This is a genomic window from Candidatus Methanoplasma cognatum, assembly GCA_009777615.1.
Lineage (GTDB): Archaea > Thermoplasmatota > Thermoplasmata > Methanomassiliicoccales > Methanomethylophilaceae > Methanoplasma > Methanoplasma cognatum.
The window spans coordinates 160,164-176,925 of sequence record WRLM01000002.1 but is presented as its reverse complement, the minus strand read 5'-3'; the positions used below and the strand labels follow the sequence as shown (position 1 = coordinate 176,925).

Below are 16,762 nucleotides of genomic sequence, written 5' to 3'. Positions count from 1 at the left end.
ATATTTATTTATAATAATGGTCATTATGATAACGGTCATTATGTTAATTATGGTCTTGGGGAGATATTGCGGATGAAATTCTATGACAGAGAGACAGAGCTGGAGATCCTCAAAGAGACTCGCGAAATGTCAAAAAAAGGCGGCACTTTCACAGTGATAACAGGAAGAAGACGCATAGGCAAAACTGCGCTGATACTGGAGTCCGAAAAGGGAAACAGCTTCCTTTATTTCTTCGCAGAACGCAAAAGCGAAGCGATGCTCTGTAAAGAGCTGATCAGGGACACAAAAAAATACTTGGGTATAAAAATATCAGGCGACAGCTTCAGCGACCTTTTCGAAGAGCTGATGGAATACGGTACAAAGAACAACTTCACCTTCGTGATAGATGAATTCCAGGAATTAGACAGGGCCGATAAATCCATAACGAGCAGCATACAGAAACATTGGGATGCGTATAGATCCGCATCCATGGTGAATCTGATAGTCAGCGGATCCATATACTCGATGATGGTCAGGATCTTCGACAGATACAAAGAACCGCTTTTCGGCAGAGCCACTTCAAAGTTCAACATCCGTCCCTTCAAACCAAGCGTGGTGAAAAGAATACTCAAAGATCACAATCCCGAATATTCTCCGGATGATCTGCTCTTCCTCTACATGGTAACCGGGGGCGTCCCCATGTACATCGAACTGCTGATGGATGCTGGAGCGACCTCTTTTGATAAGATGCTGGAACGCATCTGCCGCCCGAATTCTCTGTTCTTAACCGAAGGGAGGGATCTTCTCATATCCGAGTTCGGAAAGGATTACGGAACATATTATTCGATCCTGGAATTGATCGCTACCGGAAATAATACCCTCCGAGAGATAAACGATGCGATAGGAAAGGAATCAATTTCATACCTGGATAACCTGGAGAAGGAGTATAATCTTATAACAAGGAACAAACCGATCTTTTCCAAAGAGAACAGCAGGGGTATCAGATGGCACATCTCGGACAACTACATGAGATTTTACTTCAGATTCATCGGCGGAAACCGGTCGCTCATAGAGAGGGGCGAATATGGTCTTTTGAAAGAGATGATAGAAAGCGATTATTCGCAATACAGCGGATTTGTGCTTGAGAATTACTTCAAAGAGAAGATGTCCGAGGAGGAAAGACTGACGAGCATAGGATCATATTGGGACAGGAAAGGGCAGAACGAGATCGACATCATTGCCGTGAACGATATGAACATGAAAGCTGTAGTGGCGGAAGTGAAACGCGATCCTAAAAAAGCAGATGTCCATAAACTCAGGGAAAAATCCGAAACAGTTTACGGGTTGAAAGGGTTCGACGTCGAATTCAGGATACTTTCCCTTGACGACATGTGAACCGTCTGAAATAATGTTCATTGTCATAATGACCATTATTTTAATTGATTTTTTACAGTACCAGCTATGAACGGATCACTTGTAATCCTTTATCTTCAGACCCGGCTCTTTGTTCGCGCATTCGCCGCAGATCGGTTCCTTCTTTCCAAGGAATTTACTGATGGCTAGGGCGCAATTTGTGCACAGGGTCTTGCTGCACCGGCTGCAGCGCACGCCGTGTTTTCCGTCGGTCACGTTACCGCATTTGACGCATACGGCGCCGTCCTTTGCGATCTTTCCGCCGCATATGTCGCAACTGTATGCTTTTGGTTCAATGACGCTGAACTCCGCCGAGCTGCTCTCCAGCGACCGGATGGTCCTGCTCTTTCCGAACATTTCGTATTCAACGTCAGATAACGGGAGGTACAGGCACATGATGTTCTGGATGGTGATGTCCTTCTTCGACGGGGAGCAGGTCTTCGTGCTGAGTTTATCGGGTTTGGCCATATACGGAACGTACTTGGTGTGGGCGTCCTGCACGCGATCGTACAGGGCGTCCAATATCTGCTTCCTCGGCTTCAGGAGGGCCGCGTCCTTTCCTTCCGGATCGTAGGCCATCCTCGGGGCCATGTCATAGACCTTTGCGAAATCCTCTCCTTCGATCTTCCCCGTTCTCTCGCTGACGTAGAAGGAACCTTCTCCCGTCTCCTTGTGTATGACTTTACCGGATGCGGTGAACTCGGCGTCCACTCTGTAATCGATCTTGTAGAATAATACGAGCGATATGTCCCTTCTCTTGATCGATAGGTTCAGACCTATCTCTTCTGAACACTGGAGATCCTGTTTCAGTTTTTTGGCGAGGTGTTCCTTGAACTCCCTGTCGCTGTTGGATATTATAGTGAAGGCTTCGGGCTCTTCTTTCTTGTAAACTAATTTTATGCCAGCCTTGAACGCGATCGCAGCGAGTCTTTCAAGATCCATCAGAGTGACGGGGAGATTGTTCTCGTCGATGTATTTCTGAGCGGTGGACGCGAAGCGACCGGATGTTACGATGATGCCTTCCTTCACCTTTTTCTTTTTCATGGCGAGAGAGAACTTCTCCACGGCGGGCTTTCCCACCGGGGCTTTGGCGGGATGTTTGCAGTCGACGGCGATGTTGTTATTGCTTAGGACAACAAAGTCGGTGTTGCCGTCGTCGAAAAGGAATGAACGTTTTGTTTTTGATTTGTAGAAAGCTGAGAAGATATCCTCACATAGTTTTACGAACCCTTCGCTGTCGAGACCTTCCGTGTAGAGAGTCTTCATGATATATGGAGGGGAGTCTTTGTTTTTGATTTTTTGTATTATTGCATGATTTCCGGTCAGAAATATCCGAATATTTGTGTTGAAGATTTACAGTGCGCCTACTTTGTGAGCACTTTTATCGCTCACTGTGGCGGACATTCATGAGAATGGACGTCTGCACATAATCAAGAACCCCTTTATATAGTAAAAACCCCCCTATTACCTACTGTAAACGGGTTGAAAAAATGAAGTTTGATGGGGCAGATATAGGTTCATCTATTATGGAAGTGATTACCTCAGGACTTTATGCCAACAATCTAAATTGCATTAGAGAGTATGTGCAAAATGCCATCGATGGGTCAGCGAAAAAAATATGGATAGATGCTCTAAATGATGGCGCATCGGTAAGTATACTGGACAACGGAGTTGGCATGACCTTTGAAGAGTTGGAGGGCGCCCTTCGTGTGGGGATTTCATTCAAAGGGAAGAATAACATAGGATGGAGAGGGATTGGCATATGGAGTGGTGCGGCTATATGTAAAAATATTGATGTAGTAACGAAAAAAAAAGATGGGTCCAAGCTACACGTTTCCATTTCTTGTGAGCCGTTGGTTAGAATAGATCGTAATCGATCAATAATAGACGCACTGACAGAAGCAGTTCCGGGGGAGATTGAAGAGCTACCTCAAACGCCAGAGGATGATTCTAGAGCATATACAAAAATTACGCTATCTGGAATATATCCTCCTCTTTTCAATATGTTCTCAGCAGACAGCATATCAAGATACCTCGAAGGTACGATGCCACTTGAGTTTAATGACGATTTTATCCTTGCAGAAAAAATAAAGAGCAGACTCTCAGCCTATGACATTATCATTTCAAGTTCAAAAATTTTTGTCAATGGAGATGAGATAAAACGAGACCCACAAAGTTCAAATGGAATATTCGATGATCTTATATTTAAAGAGTTTAGGCCAATGATGACCAATGGTAAATTAAAAGTTGAAGACGTAAGTGCTCCCGCTCTCGCAGTAGGCTGGTTTGTTTCTACTAATAGCAATAATAAATTGAAAATAAACCAATTCGGCATTCACTACCGTAAACATGGAGTGAGAGTTGGCGACAAAACCTTGGTCACAAGGATGGCGAAAAGCTTCAAGGAATGGCAATATGGTGAAATTCATATACTCGATCCCGAAATAATAGAAGATGCAGGAAGAGATGGGCTCGAGGTCTCGGGAATAAAAACTATGCATCTAATGGATTCTGTAGGAGAATTCATAAACAAAGGCCTCAATCCACTTGCATACTTAACATCAGGGTTGCTTCAAAAAAATAATATCGATAAAATAGAAATTCTATTAGAAGAGGGACATGATGATTCCGCAAAAGAAAAAGCTCGTTCCATAAGAAAAAAATGGAAAGATATAAAAAATTTACCTGGCGATTATGAAAATGATATTCGGCCTGTACTAGATGAAGTTATCGCTGAGAAAAAAAGACAAGAAGATTTGCTCGATGGATTGGTTGTCAAAAGTTCTGAAAAAGCACTCAGCGTAGCTATGGACCCAAGACCAGATAAATTCTTTGGGACACTTAAATGGGCTGGTTTGGATAATACAGACAACGTTCAAAATGGCATTATCCGTGTCGCAGAAGAACTTAAACATTTATCGAAAGGTAGAGCCTATTCTCGATATCCTCTCGCATCAGCTTGTCTATTAAGAACCGCATATTCGCTTTGCATAGAAGGGATGCTTGAATCAGCAGGATTGTGGGATGATGCCTCTTTTCGTAAAAATATCAGAGGGGCTGAGAGTAGACTTAAAAGCGCGATTTTGGATAACAATGGTCCATTTCGCGGCAAAATAAACTCTAACCACAGAGACGCATATAGGCAACTTTTACAAGTAGATATGCTGTCTGCATTGAGCAGTGTCGTTCATATCCCCGGCACATGTGCAATTAGTAGCGAAAGACTAGAAGGAATCGCTACGGATTATAGGGGATGTTGTTTCATCCAAGAGACAATAAAATATCTTGCAAAAAATAATAATGGCAAGGGAAGTCCATGAACATTTTGCTTGTGGAACCTTCATATTACTCGCGCTACCCTCCATTGGGGCTTATGAAGCTCGCTTCACATTATCTTGCGTTGGCAGATAATGTTAAGATGGTAAGAGGTACGGTTGTCATAACAGACATGGTACCGAACCGAATAGAAATAACATCGCTTTTCACATATGCATGGAAACCTGTCCATCAAGCAATAGAATTCTATCACAAACAATTTCCTGATGCAGAAATACATGTTGGGGGAATATATGCATCGCTTCTTCCTGATGAAATAACTACTGAGTATCCATATGTGAAAATTCATAAAGGCCTCAATGCTCAGGCCGAAAAATTTATGCCAAACTATGACATACTAAAAACCATAGAAAAGTGGAAAGGGTGGGATGGGTCGATATTATTTACATCCCGCGGCTGTATAAACAAGTGTCCATTTTGTATGGTACCAACGATGGAGGGTGACCTTAGAAATGTTCTCCTTGACCCATCATTCCATGTACACCCTGAACATAAGAACATCATCATATGGGACAATAATTTTCTTGCTCTCCCTGATTGGAAAAATAAACTGGACAAGCTTGCACCATTGAACAAAACAGTTGATTTTAATCAGGGTCTCGATGCAAGGTTGATGACGGAGGAAAAAGCGAAAGCACTCTCAGAGCTTAAAATCAGAGACATGCGAATGGCATATGATGGACTACATGAAAAAAAAGCAGTACACAGAGCCGTGAGAATGCTTGATTCGGCTGGTTTTGATAGAAGGCGAATCTCATTTTATGCGCTATACAACTTCTATGATTACGAAAGTGATTTCTACGACACGCCCGAAGAATTTTACGAGCGAGTTATCGACATAATGGATTTGGGTTGCGTTACATATCCCATGCGGTTTGTGCCGTTCAACACAAAGACAAAAAACGAATTCGTGTCTCCGTTGTGGAAACCAAACCAGCTGGAGGCTGTTGCAAAAGCTAGAAGAGTAATAGGGTTTGGGGGGAGCTTTCCACCATATTCTGCTTTAGTCCAAAAATTCAAAAAGGCTGGGTCTTTTGATGAAGCTTTCAGATTAGAGGAACGTAAGAGAGAAACCTCGACATCTACCAAAATGATGATGGCCTGTGATTTACCACTCTAATTTCAACAAACCTATCTCCAATTAATGTTAGGAAGAACCGGTTTGAATCGGAAGAACCAGAAAGATATAATAACCACCATCCATTACGAGAAGTGCTGGGCTCGTGGTCTAGGGGTTATGACGTCGCCTTGACATGGCGGAGGTCGCCGGTTCAAATCCGGCCGGGCCCACCATTATCATTACAATAAGAATATTAACCAGACGGATCGTTTTATCATATGGTGTGCTATTGAGATATAGGCTACATTCCTTCAGAGATGCCAGAGTTATATTTGAGAACGACCCTGCCTATCTTGGACTTTGGGAGGACGTAACAAAGGTCATTGAGAGCATAACGGATCAAGACCTTATTAGGAAATACGAAGAGGTAAAAAGATCTAGGAAAAAAAGTCTGTCTGAGCCGATTAACCGATTGATCGATGAGCGACTGGTCAAAAGAGGCTGGAACAGACAGAGTCCAATATTCAACGATTCTCGCTATTTGAGTGAGAGGGGCACCAAGTGGACGCTTGATTTCTCAAAGGACCTCATTGCCATAGAGGTTGCCTTCAACCATGGAGAGGCTACGGCATGGAACCTTATGAAACCTGTATTATCGAGTCAACTCAATCACGTCAGGAAGGCCATTCAGACCTCAGCCGGAGTGATCATAACTGCAACTAACGACTTAAAGGATAAGGGTAACTTCGATAGCGCGGTAGGAACATATGAAAAATTCTTAGACTATCTTCTGCCTTTTAGCAATATAATAAGCGTTCCACTGATGATTGTTGGTATAGAGGGCCCCGAGACATTTTACATCGAACCGAGGGCGGGCACAACGCCCCCCACTATTATTATGAACAAAGTTTCTCAGTATAAACTGTGATAATATGGAGAAAAATCGATAACAAAGGACCTTATTATATGCCCAAACGAACCGCATACGTACGTGACAAGCGTTCTCCTCTTCCAAAGAACGAAGTAGTCTCAAAAGTAATGAGCTCTAATAAATCGAAGGACACCGGGCCGGAGATGATGCTTCGGAAATCGCTCAAGGAGAACGGAGCAGGAGGATACAGGCTCCGATGGAAAGTCCCTGGAAAGCCAGACATAGCTTATCCGGGAAAAAAGATTGCCATATTCGTGAACGGCTGTTTTTGGCACAGATGTCCCCATTGCAATCTACCTCTCCCAAAAAGCAATACTGATTTCTGGAGTGACAAGTTCGAAAAGAACAAAGAAAGGGATCGAATAAAGACAGCTCTCCTCGAAGAAAAGGGCTGGGCCGTCATTACTGTCTGGGAATGTGGGATCAATAGTAATTTAAAGTCGATCGTCGATACGATACTATCGACCCTAAATGAAAGGTGAGTTCACTTTCGGGTACATTCGGTGACCTCTTAATCAACCTTAAATTAGATGTCGGGCGTAGTAGCGTTGGATGAGGATGCGTGTCGTGGAGTTGTTCGCAGGAGTGGGCGGGTTCCGCCTTGGTCTGGAGAGGGCATCCTCTAAGTTTGAGATAGTATGGTCTAATCAGTGGGAGCCTGGGAGCAAATCCCAATACGCATTCGATTGCTATCAGCAGCACTATGGCATCTCCGAATTCCATGTCAATGAGGACGTGGGCATCGCAAGGGAGAACGTAAGGGACCATGATCTTTTAGTAGGCGGCTTCCCATGTCAGGACTATTCTGTAGCACGAACGCAGGCAAAGGGAATAGAGGGGAAAAAAGGTGTCCTTTGGTGGCATATTGATTACATCATCGACAAAAAGCGCCCCAAATATATCTTGCTGGAGAATGTTGACAGACTGACTCGCTCGCCTGCGGGCCAGAGGGGCAGGGATTTCGGCATCATACTGCGATGTCTTGCGGAGAAAGGATATGACGTGGAATGGAGAGTGATCAACGCAGCAGAGTATGGTTTCTCTCAAAGAAGACGCCGTGTGTTCATATTCGCATATCACAAGGGCACAGATTACTATAAACGTATTCGGGGGGCCGACAGGAAGAGACTGCTCAGCACCGATGGTTTCTTTGCTAAAGAATTCCCAATGAAAAGACCAGACCCGAAGAGGTCCGCTTCATTCTTCATTGGAAAGACGAGATACCCCTCGTTGGCCGACATCTCTAATGACTTTGCAGAACACCTCTACAACGGGGGGATAATGAGGTCTTATCACGTTTACACAAGAGAGTGCCTTCCCGAATATAACGGGGCTATAGGGACCCTCAGTGAGATACTTGAGGAAACGGTCGATAAGGAATACTATGTTGCTGACACCAGCAAATGGAAGGAACTGAAGGGGTCAAAAAAGCTAGAAAGGGTCAGTAAGGATGGGATAAAATACAGCTATTCCGAGGGGAGCATGGCATTCCCGGACCATCTAGACAGACCGGCACGTACCATGTTGACAAGTGAGGGCACAGTCAACAGAAGTTCCCATATCATCAAAGACGATACTGGCGGATACCGCATCCTTACTCCAATTGAGTGTGAAAGGATCAACGGTTTCGATGATGATTGGACGAAGGCTATGCCTGAGAGATTCAGGTACTTCGTAATGGGGAACGCATTGGTCGTGCCGCTGGTGGAAAAAATGGGAAGAAGACTCATCGAGATTGATTCGATTGTAAAGGGGCCCTCATAAGATCACCATGTCCTCGCTCAATATCACGGCCGACTTCATTGCGTGACCTAGTGTGTCCTTGATACTGCTGCTGTGCTTTCCCTTTATCTTCTGTATCTCTACGGAATCATACTGAGGAGTTCCCTTTGCAACGACCGCTCCATTGTGGCAGATGCTTACGACATCCCCTCTGCTGAAATTGCCTTGGACCTCAGTTATGCCCGCAGGAAGAAGGGACCTGTGCCCCAGTATGGCTTTGCACGCGCCTTCGTCGACCATAATGACGCCATAGGAACGAGCGGTCTTCAGCCAACGGCGTTTCTTACCGATGTGCATATCCGAAATGAATAGTGTACCGGCCTCTTCGCCACTGATCGCCTTTCCTATCACATTGTCGACCTCGCTTGATGCTATTATCATCCTGCACCCTGCATCCTTGCAGATCTTTGCGGCCTTGATCTTCGTTTTCATCCCGCCGACACCCAAACCTGTGACGGGGTCCCCTGCCATATCCTCTATCTCTTTCGTGACCTCGGTAACGACCGATATGAACTTTGCATCGTCATACTTCTTTGGATTCCTGTCATATAGTCCCTCTACATCGGACAGTATAAGGAGAAGGTCTGCATCCATCCTGCTGGCCACCAATGCGGATAAAGTGTCGTTGTCCCCGAACACCGCGTCTATCTCTTTGATCGATACTGCATCATTCTCATTGAACACTGGCACAATGTTGTGTGATAATAGCACATCTACCGTATTGTTAAGATTAAGAACACTGTCCCTGTCAGAATATATATCCATCGTAAGCAATATCTGCGCTACTGTGAGGCCATATTCTTGGAAGCTTTCGTTCCATTTTTGCATCAAGATGCTTTGACCGACGGACGATGCCGCCTGTCTTAGAGGGATGTCACTTGGATGCGGTTTAACACCCATTACATTGAGCCCTATTCCGATCGCTCCTGATGTCACGATGAGGACCTCTTTCCCCCCATCCTTAAGCTCCTTGACCTGCCTGGCTATAGAATCCATCATTTCCTTAGAAGCCATCGAACTGCCCTTGGTGATCGTTGTGGTCCCCACTTTTATAACGATCCTCTCAACCTCTCCAAGAAGCTCTTTTCTATCCATGCATATCACTGACCGTATTTCTGATCTGTTTTCTGATGCAGATATTTCTTTGCGTCCTTTCCGACATAATCTTTGACGACCTGTCCGTTTCCTACGAGGACATACTTGTAGATTATCAGACCTTCCATTCCAACAGGGCCTCTTGAATGGATCTTATTTGTGCTTATTCCTACCTCTGCACCTTTCCCGTATCTGAATCCGTCGGAGAACCTGGTTGATGCATTGATAAAAACGTCAGCGGAGTCCACAGATCTTACAAACTCGGACTGCTTGTCCTTATTTTTTGTTATTATCGCATCTGTATGATGTGATCCGTGTAAATTGATGAAGTCGATCGCTTCCTCTAAGCCATCTACTATTGCTATGGAGATTACCATATCATTATACTCAGTATCCCAGTCCTCTTCTTTGGCGTCAACGACCGGGATTTCTTTCGGAATTGAGGATTTGGATCTCTCATCAACTCTAATCTCCACATTATTCTCATTGAATAATTTAGCCATCCTCGGGAGGAATTTGTCCGCTATCTTTGAATTTACGAGCAGTGTTTCGACCGCATTGCAAACGGCCGGATACTGTATCTTCGAGTCCAGCGTAACTGCAAGTGCCAGATCGATATCGGCCTCATCGTCAATGTAGACATGACATATCCCCGCCGAGTGTCCCAGCACTGGGATCTTGGTGTTGTTCTGAATGTACCTGACAAACTCATTTGATCCTCTCGGAATCAGAAGATCGATGTATTCGTGCATTCCAAGTATCTGGCCTATATCCTCTCTTGTCTCCATCAGGACGAACGCTTCTTTCGGAATACCTGCCGAAGCAGCCGCTTCTGTTAACACATCAAACAAAACTCTGTTTGAATTCGACGCTTCCGATCCACCTTTGAACGCCACTCCGTTGCCGCTTTTGAGGCAAAGCGACAATATCTGCGGGACGACGTCCGGCCGGGATTCGAAGATAACTCCCAGCATCCCTATCGGGCATTTGATCTGGTACAAGTCCAGGCCGTCGTCCAGCCTGAGTGCTGACATGGTCTCTCCGACCGGATCTGCAAGCTTTATCACGTCTTCTATTCCTTCAATCATTCCAGATATCTTCTCATCATTGACTTTTAGTCTCTTCACAAGGGCATAGGATAGATAGCCTTTCTCCGCCACCTTATCTGCTTCTAAGACATCTTTGGCATTGGCTTCAAGAATCATTTTCCTATTTTTATCTAAAGCCCTAGCCATCGCTTTGAGCGCATTGTTTTTTACTTCCGTACTGATAGTTGCAATTACAAGCACAGCAGATTTAGCTTTCTTTATTTCTGATGCAATCTGAGACATGGCGCTGACACACCTTATGATATTCAGATATTAAGATATTTGATTATATTTTTGCCTAACAGCACCTCACGTGTTTTTTCCTTTATGATCATCAAACCACGTTCCTTTGATTTTCTTTATCAGATGTTCTTTATCAAAGTCTGGAGGAGTGTATTTGAATCTCGGGTCTTCTTTTTGTAAATTGTGTTCCTTTAGCTGGAAATCTCTAAGGCTATCTAAGTTAATTTTATCGATGATGACGGTGTGGTTTTTACCGCCTTTTGTCCTTACAATGTCTCTCCTTTCAGTCTCTGTCGGTTGTGTTATCCTGCTGTCTCCATATTTCGCAGAATTTACCTGTGCACAATAACAGTGAAGATCCCTACTCAAAGATTCTATGATACTCCCAAAATAGTTCACATCCATATTGCATTCAACCACTACGATCAAATCGGCTACTGACTGGAAAAGTGAACGATCTTTGATAGAAGTTACCTCATAACAGCAATAAGGTGCGAACCAAACATCATTCCAGCAGAAAACCTCATACCTTTTTCCGCAAACATGTCTGCACCTGTAACCACTGATAAGGCCTACCTCGATAGGAGAGTAATGAACTTTATTGTGGAATTCTAAAAATGAATACCGATATACCTCTCCTCTGAAGGGAAGGATTGTTGCCGTCAAGTTGTAAACATTACTATTTCCATCTTTATCAACGAATTTTAAGTGTTCGACGCCAGCTATTATCGACATATTGTTTCGGAGAGCTTTTTTACTCAACAACTTTAACCAATCGAAAGGCACATACGTCTCTGGAAAAATCAGCATATCCGCACCACCTTTTATGGCTTGATTGACGATCTCTGCCAGGTTGTTATAGCGCTTTAGAGTTCTCTCCGGATTTCCTACTAATACTTCTTTCAGCCCATCTTTGGTTGCATTTGTATTGGCAATCGCAATTTTGAACTCGTTTTTCTTTTCGTTGCCTACCTTGATCACACTGTATCTTCTGTCCGTGTTTTTGTTTTCAATTTCTTCACTATCAACATAAAACACAGCATCATCGAGCAAGGTACACCTCGTATCCTTTTTGAAATTAATTGTACAGTAATCCTTTGAAACTTGTTTCCATTCACTTTTTTTAGAATCGGTCGGGTTGCCGCCTCTCATTAAAAGAAGTGACCTCAACATTTTGATATCAAAGGGAGATACCATATAAGGATAGTTGCTATAGCGAAAATCAGCATCTGAAACTTTGCCATATAACTTAATTACATCCTCGAGGCAATACAATTTCACGTCCTCATTTTCTTCATCGATTTCCAACCCATGTAAAATAAGTATGGGTGTTAAACGCTTATCGAAAAATCCAGATCTATAAAACGCTCTGCATAGATCTTCTATTTCCTTGACGGTGGTGCTATCTTTAAACCAGTTCTGTCCTATTTTTTGCTGAGACAGTTCATTATATAGCCCTTTCAAGAAGTTCCTTGTGTGTATTCCGATGCGCAAAGACAATGCTCTAGACAGGGAGGAAATGAAATGCTCCTTCAGTGTCGCATTTACTGTTTTTATGTCCCCATTCAGATTTTTTTCAGCATCAATAGTTATGCTGTCAAGTGATTTCAAAATTGATTTTATAAATTCCATCACAAAAACATACTTATCGTTGATAATGTAGTATAAAAACATATTTTCCCAAAGCGTATAGTTGCTCAGAATATTGAATTCGTCAAATATTTTTAGAGAATCGTTGAGAAACTGATGATCATAGTCTTTTGTTATGTTGCTTGTTGTGATCTGTTTCCCAACAAGCTTTGATAATTCAAACTTGCTTATCTCGATGCCCTCTACGCCTCTGAACTTTGATGCTTCCGCCCTCCTGAGGTTGTAGACCTGGTCTATCTTCTCCATACCAAGATACTCTTCGGGCATTAAGTTGAATTCACTTACATTTTCCGATATGTGTTTTTTAAATGCGTCTATTAGTGCATCAGTCTTATCTGAATAGAAGTAAAAACACTGGACCTTCTCTATATTGATTTTAAATTTGGTCTTCTCATCGTTTATAAATATTGAATATTCTGAAATTTTTGAAGATTTCCTCCCTACACGAACTAAATGAATCCCATTTTTGACACTTGGCCTTTCTTTTTCAAAATACAATGTAAGGATGTCAGAAGACTTGACTTCATTATTTTTTTCCCATATTGTTTCTCTAACTTTCGAAGTCTTGTCTATGCTTAATACTATGATAAAATCATCTACATACCGGCCATAATACACTGGACTAAGACTATCTAATATTGCACTATCCATCTTTTTCAACTTGTAGTTGGAAAGAATGCATGATGGAGAAAACCCAATCGGCAGACATTGTTTGTCCTTTCCCATATGTTTTTTCATTGCGGGATACAACTTTGCTCCATAAACCCCCATTACATTGAAAACGAACTTGTTGAGTTGCATGACGACATTATAACAATAATCCATTTTTTCCGATGCTTCTGTGCCTATTTTTTCAACTGTTTCTTCATATTTTTTAAACATTTGAGAAAAGTCATTTTCGCTAAAGGAAACAGAATAGTAGAATTTTGAGAGGTCCATGCACAGAATAAGTGCATCTTTTTCTTCTTTCATAAGAGATTTTGCAGAGTCGAGTGCTTTACTCCACCATGATTCATATTCTTCAAAATAGTGTTTAAACAAATAAGGAGAATACCCATTTCCCATTTCCTTTTCGTCACGGAATTCCTTCCTCAAACGATTGCCATATGATTTTTCATAAAGCTCATTGTCTAAAATTGAGCCTACCTCCATGACCCATAAGATGCCTAGTATGTGTCCTTCGACGGGCAAATCGATGAAATAATTCAGAGACTCTACTTTGAGATTTTTTGATGGCGCGTTAATAATCACTTTTCCCTCTATTTTCGAAACTGAATCGGAAATCTTTTTTGGAAAACTAAAAATCGAAATGCGCCGTAGTATCTCTTCCTGAAACCCTTCCCAATCATCGCATATCCTTTTCGCCATATCGCCGATCTTTTCCTCAATGTCGTCACTCGTTTCAAACTCTGCTATTTGTTTTCTTAAAATTGTTTGGGTTTTATCATAATACACGCTTGCTTTTAACTTCTTATACGCCTGCTCCAGATGCACCTTCAACTTTTCCGACAACATTCTATCCTGACCAATGAAGAGAATATCACATCGATACTATATATGGTGGTCCAAGCAAAATGTTTATCATTGTGGTCCACAGGCTGGTTGTTCAATTCTGGATGCAATTAACCCCTCAAGGCCTATACAATCCATAACAATAGCTGAATTATGTGTGCAATCACTATTTCAAACGGAAAGGCCATTATGGAAGAGTAATAATACAAGTAACTAATTGCCTGAATGGGCCGAGGTAATCTAGTCCGGTAAGGTGGCGGTCTCGAAAACCGCTGGCGTTTCGCCTCGGGAGTTCAAATCTCCTCCTCGGCGCCTATAAATAACACCGCATTACAGAAAATATCTACTTTCTTTTGAAATGTTGATTGAAAAACACTCCCTATTGTGGGAATTGTCAATGTTTTGTTATGGTAGCCGGAGTCTGACAGTAATAGATATTGAGTAGAGCGGCGGTCTCGAAAACCGCTGGTGTTTCGCCTCGGGAGTTCAAATCTCCTCCTCGGCACCATTTTTTCAACATCAGAGTTTTTCAAAAAAAAAAAGAGCGCAATTATGTCCCTGCAGCCTTCACCTTTCTCTTCCTCGCATACAGCGAGACCGCCACGGTCACCGCCAGCACGGCCAGTATGAACGCAAGGGACAACACCACATCCACATGATAATACTCAGACAGCAGCATCTTGGCGCCTATGAACACCAATATCGCCCCCAGCCCGTACTTCAGATACTCCAGGTGCTCCATCGATCCTTTTATAACAAAGAACAGCGACCTCAGGCCGACCACCGCGAAAATGTTCGACGTATAGACGATGAACTTATCCGTAGTGATCGCCAGGACCGCCGGTATGGAATCGAACGCGAACATTATGTCGGTCAGTTCGATCACGAGTATGCACATGAACAGCGGGGTCACCATCCTCACGCCGTCGACAACGGTGAACAACTTATCCCCGCGGAAACCGGAGCACATATTGAATCTCCTGCTAAGTTTCGCGGCCATTTTGCTGTCTTTGTTCTCGTCCTTCTTCATGACCGTCTTTATCGCGGCGTATATCAGCACCGCGCCGAAGATGTACATCATCCAGTCGAACGTCTCAAGAAGTTCCGATCCGGCGAATATGAACAGCGCCCTGAATGCTAACGCCCCCATTATTCCGTAGAACAGCGCCTTGTGCTGATACTCGTCCGGGACGCAGAAGTACCCGAAAATCACAATGAAAACAAAAAGATTGTCAACACTGAGCATCTCCTCTATCACGTATGCTGTGACATACTGGGTCGCGGCGGCCGATCCCATCTCAAAATATATGAAAACGCCGAATGACAGCGCAATGCTTACCCAGAGCGCCGTCATTCCCAGCGCTTTTTTCACAGACATGTGCTTGGATCCTCTGTTGAGGACCCCCATGTCCACGGCGAACATCACGATGATCACCGCGAAGAATATCGCCCACATGATCGGAGTGTCTATCATGATGCGCCGCCTTTCTATGGTATATGGGTATTGGTTTAAATCAGAGGTCGTCCAGTTTCTGCCTCAGCTTCGATTTGGTTTTCCCGGCGGGTCTCTTTCCTGCCTGTTCGTCCAGTTTAGTTAGTAATTCTTTCTCATAAGGCGATACTTTGCTTGGAACGTTCATCTTCACGCGGACGAACATATTCCCTCTTGTGTTCTGGTTCATTCTCGGCAGGCCTTTGCCCGCCAGTCTCAGGACGCCGCCGACCTGGGTCCCGGGAGGTATCGTCAGAGATATTGTTTCCCCGTCGATCGTTTTGACGGTCTCCTCCCCTCCGAGGACAAGCTTGGAGTAAGTGGTTACTACCTCGGACCAAAGGTTCATTCCGTCCCTCTCAAAGCTCTTATCGTCCTTTAAGTGGATCACCACTATCAGGTCCCCGGGAGGTCCTCCGTTATATCCGGCGTCCCCCGCTCCCGGTACGCGGATCCTCATTCCCTCCTCCACTCCCTTCGGAATATCGACCGAAACCTTGGAAGAGACGTTGAATCTCCCCGAGCCTTTGCACCTGGGGCAGCGTTCTTTGAATGACCTTCCGGATCCGCCGCATGCGGAACAGTCGGTGACCGAGACCATGCTACCGAACGGCGTGCGGCTGACCCTTTGGACCTGCCCTGCGCCGTTGCATGTCTGGCATGTTTCGATCTTACCGTCCTTGCCTCCGGTGCCCCTGCAGTCGCCGCAGGGGACGGAGTGCGGAACGGTAAGATCGGAGGTCTTCCCTTTCAGCACATCCTGGAGGGAGACCTCCAGATCGTACCTGAGGGATTCCCCCTGCCTCTGGGAGCTCCTGGACCTTGTCTGCTGACGCCTTCCGAAGCTTCCTCCGAACATGCTGCCGAATATATCGCCGAATATATCGCTGATATCATCCGCGTGGGTGAAATCTTCCCAAGAGAATCCTCCGCTGCCGAACTGGCTGTTCACTCCGGCGTGCCCGTACTGGTCATAGAGTTTCTTCTTCCCTTCGTCGGAAAGCACCTCATACGCCTCGGACAGCTCCTTGAACTTCGCCTCCGCGTCCTCTTTGGAGAGGTCGGTCACATCCGGATGGTATTTTTTAGCGAGGGAGCGGTACGCTCTCTTTATATCATCGGATGATGCGTCCTTGGCGACGCCCAGCACTTCGTAGTAGTCTCTCGGCATTCAGCTTACC

At 44.2% G+C, this 16,762-nt stretch carries 12 protein-coding genes and 2 tRNA genes; 8 read left to right on the top strand and 6 right to left on the bottom strand.

Translation table 11 applies throughout. The features are described 5' to 3' along the window. Positions 1-72 precede the first annotated feature (72 nt). The gene (locus FWG96_03770) at positions 73-1,374 is read left to right on the top strand and encodes an ATP-binding protein (GenBank protein ID MCL2032370.1); all 1,302 of its coding nucleotides are present in this window, start codon (positions 73-75) and stop codon (positions 1,372-1,374) included. Positions 1,375-1,449: 75 nt separating this feature from the next. Here the strand turns inward: FWG96_03770 and FWG96_03765 are convergent, their stop codons facing one another. Continuing rightward, on the bottom strand, positions 1,450-2,658 hold the full coding sequence (locus FWG96_03765; GenBank protein ID MCL2032369.1) for a restriction endonuclease: 1,209 nt from the start codon (positions 2,656-2,658) through the stop codon (positions 1,450-1,452). Positions 2,659-2,882: 224 nt separating this feature from the next. Here FWG96_03765 and FWG96_03760 point away from each other — a divergent pair, with 224 nt between their 5' ends. The 6 genes from FWG96_03760 to dcm all read left to right on the top strand — a co-directional run bounded on the left by FWG96_03760 (position 2,883) and on the right by dcm (position 8,483). Then, positions 2,883-4,712, top strand: coding sequence for an ATP-binding protein (locus FWG96_03760; GenBank protein ID MCL2032368.1), 1,830 nt, complete (start codon positions 2,883-2,885; stop codon positions 4,710-4,712). A 98-nt stretch (positions 4,713-4,810) separates the two neighbouring features. After that, positions 4,811-5,848 carry a hypothetical protein gene (locus FWG96_03755; protein ID MCL2032367.1) on the top strand — a complete coding sequence of 346 codons (1,038 nt, stop codon included), beginning with the start codon at positions 4,811-4,813 and terminating at the stop codon, positions 5,846-5,848. Positions 5,849-5,945: 97 nt separating this feature from the next. Further along, positions 5,946-6,021 (top strand) — tRNA-Val (locus FWG96_03750). A gap of 56 nt (positions 6,022-6,077) precedes the next feature. Further along, the gene (locus FWG96_03745; protein ID MCL2032366.1) at positions 6,078-6,716 is read left to right on the top strand and encodes a hypothetical protein; all 639 of its coding nucleotides are present in this window, start codon (positions 6,078-6,080) and stop codon (positions 6,714-6,716) included. Then, on the top strand, positions 6,713-7,201 hold the full coding sequence (locus tag FWG96_03740) for a very short patch repair endonuclease (protein MCL2032365.1): 489 nt from the start codon (positions 6,713-6,715) through the stop codon (positions 7,199-7,201). The genes FWG96_03745 and FWG96_03740 overlap by 4 nt, the downstream gene beginning before the upstream one ends. Before the next feature lie 70 nt (positions 7,202-7,271). Beyond that, on the top strand, positions 7,272-8,483 hold the full coding sequence (gene dcm / locus FWG96_03735) for a DNA (cytosine-5-)-methyltransferase (protein ID MCL2032364.1): 1,212 nt from the start codon (positions 7,272-7,274) through the stop codon (positions 8,481-8,483). Here the strand turns inward: dcm and proB are convergent. From proB to FWG96_03720, 3 genes are all read right to left on the bottom strand, one after another. Then, a complete protein-coding gene (gene proB, locus FWG96_03730) occupies positions 8,478-9,596 on the bottom strand; it encodes a glutamate 5-kinase (protein MCL2032363.1) in 1,119 nt (372 codons plus the stop codon). The genes dcm and proB overlap by 6 nt on opposite strands. 5 nt (positions 9,597-9,601) lie before the next feature. Beyond that, positions 9,602-10,927, bottom strand: coding sequence for a glutamate-5-semialdehyde dehydrogenase (locus FWG96_03725; protein MCL2032362.1), 1,326 nt, complete (start codon positions 10,925-10,927; stop codon positions 9,602-9,604). Positions 10,928-10,993: 66 nt separating this feature from the next. Continuing rightward, complete coding sequence (locus FWG96_03720) at positions 10,994-14,092, bottom strand: hypothetical protein (protein ID MCL2032361.1); 3,099 nt, start codon at positions 14,090-14,092, stop codon at positions 10,994-10,996. 226 nt (positions 14,093-14,318) lie between these two features. On the opposite strand from FWG96_03720, the gene FWG96_03715 reads away from it, so the two are divergent. Next, positions 14,319-14,401, top strand: a tRNA-Ser gene (locus FWG96_03715). Between the two features lie 238 nt (positions 14,402-14,639). On the opposite strand, the gene FWG96_03710 is transcribed toward FWG96_03715, so the two are convergent. Then, on the bottom strand, positions 14,640-15,563 hold the full coding sequence (locus tag FWG96_03710) for a TerC family protein (protein MCL2032360.1): 924 nt from the start codon (positions 15,561-15,563) through the stop codon (positions 14,640-14,642). Between the two features lie 40 nt (positions 15,564-15,603). After that, positions 15,604-16,752: a molecular chaperone DnaJ gene (dnaJ, locus tag FWG96_03705; GenBank protein MCL2032359.1), complete on the bottom strand. Its 1,149-nt coding sequence runs from the start codon at positions 16,750-16,752 to the stop codon at positions 15,604-15,606. Between the last annotated feature and the right edge of the window lie 10 nt (positions 16,753-16,762).

Bases quoted from the DNA above. Each gene is read 5' to 3' on its own strand.
- FWG96_03765 (MCL2032369.1), bottom strand. From the start codon at position 2,658: ATGAAGACTCTCTACACGGAAGGTCTCGACAGCGAAGGGTTCGTAAAA.
- FWG96_03755 (MCL2032367.1), top strand. From the start codon at position 4,811: ATGGTAAGAGGTACGGTTGTCATAACAGACATGGTACCGAACCGAATA.
- FWG96_03725 (MCL2032362.1), bottom strand. From the start codon at position 10,927: ATGTCTCAGATTGCATCAGAAATAAAGAAAGCTAAATCTGCTGTGCTT.
- FWG96_03760 (MCL2032368.1), top strand. From the start codon at position 2,883: ATGAAGTTTGATGGGGCAGATATAGGTTCATCTATTATGGAAGTGATT.
- FWG96_03710 (MCL2032360.1), bottom strand. From the start codon at position 15,563: ATGATAGACACTCCGATCATGTGGGCGATATTCTTCGCGGTGATCATC.
- FWG96_03770 (MCL2032370.1), top strand. From the start codon at position 73: ATGAAATTCTATGACAGAGAGACAGAGCTGGAGATCCTCAAAGAGACT.
- dcm (MCL2032364.1), top strand. From the start codon at position 7,272: ATGAGGATGCGTGTCGTGGAGTTGTTCGCAGGAGTGGGCGGGTTCCGC.
- proB (MCL2032363.1), bottom strand. From the start codon at position 9,596: ATGGATAGAAAAGAGCTTCTTGGAGAGGTTGAGAGGATCGTTATAAAA.
- FWG96_03720 (MCL2032361.1), bottom strand. From the start codon at position 14,092: ATGTTGTCGGAAAAGTTGAAGGTGCATCTGGAGCAGGCGTATAAGAAG.
- dnaJ (MCL2032359.1), bottom strand. From the start codon at position 16,752: ATGCCGAGAGACTACTACGAAGTGCTGGGCGTCGCCAAGGACGCATCA.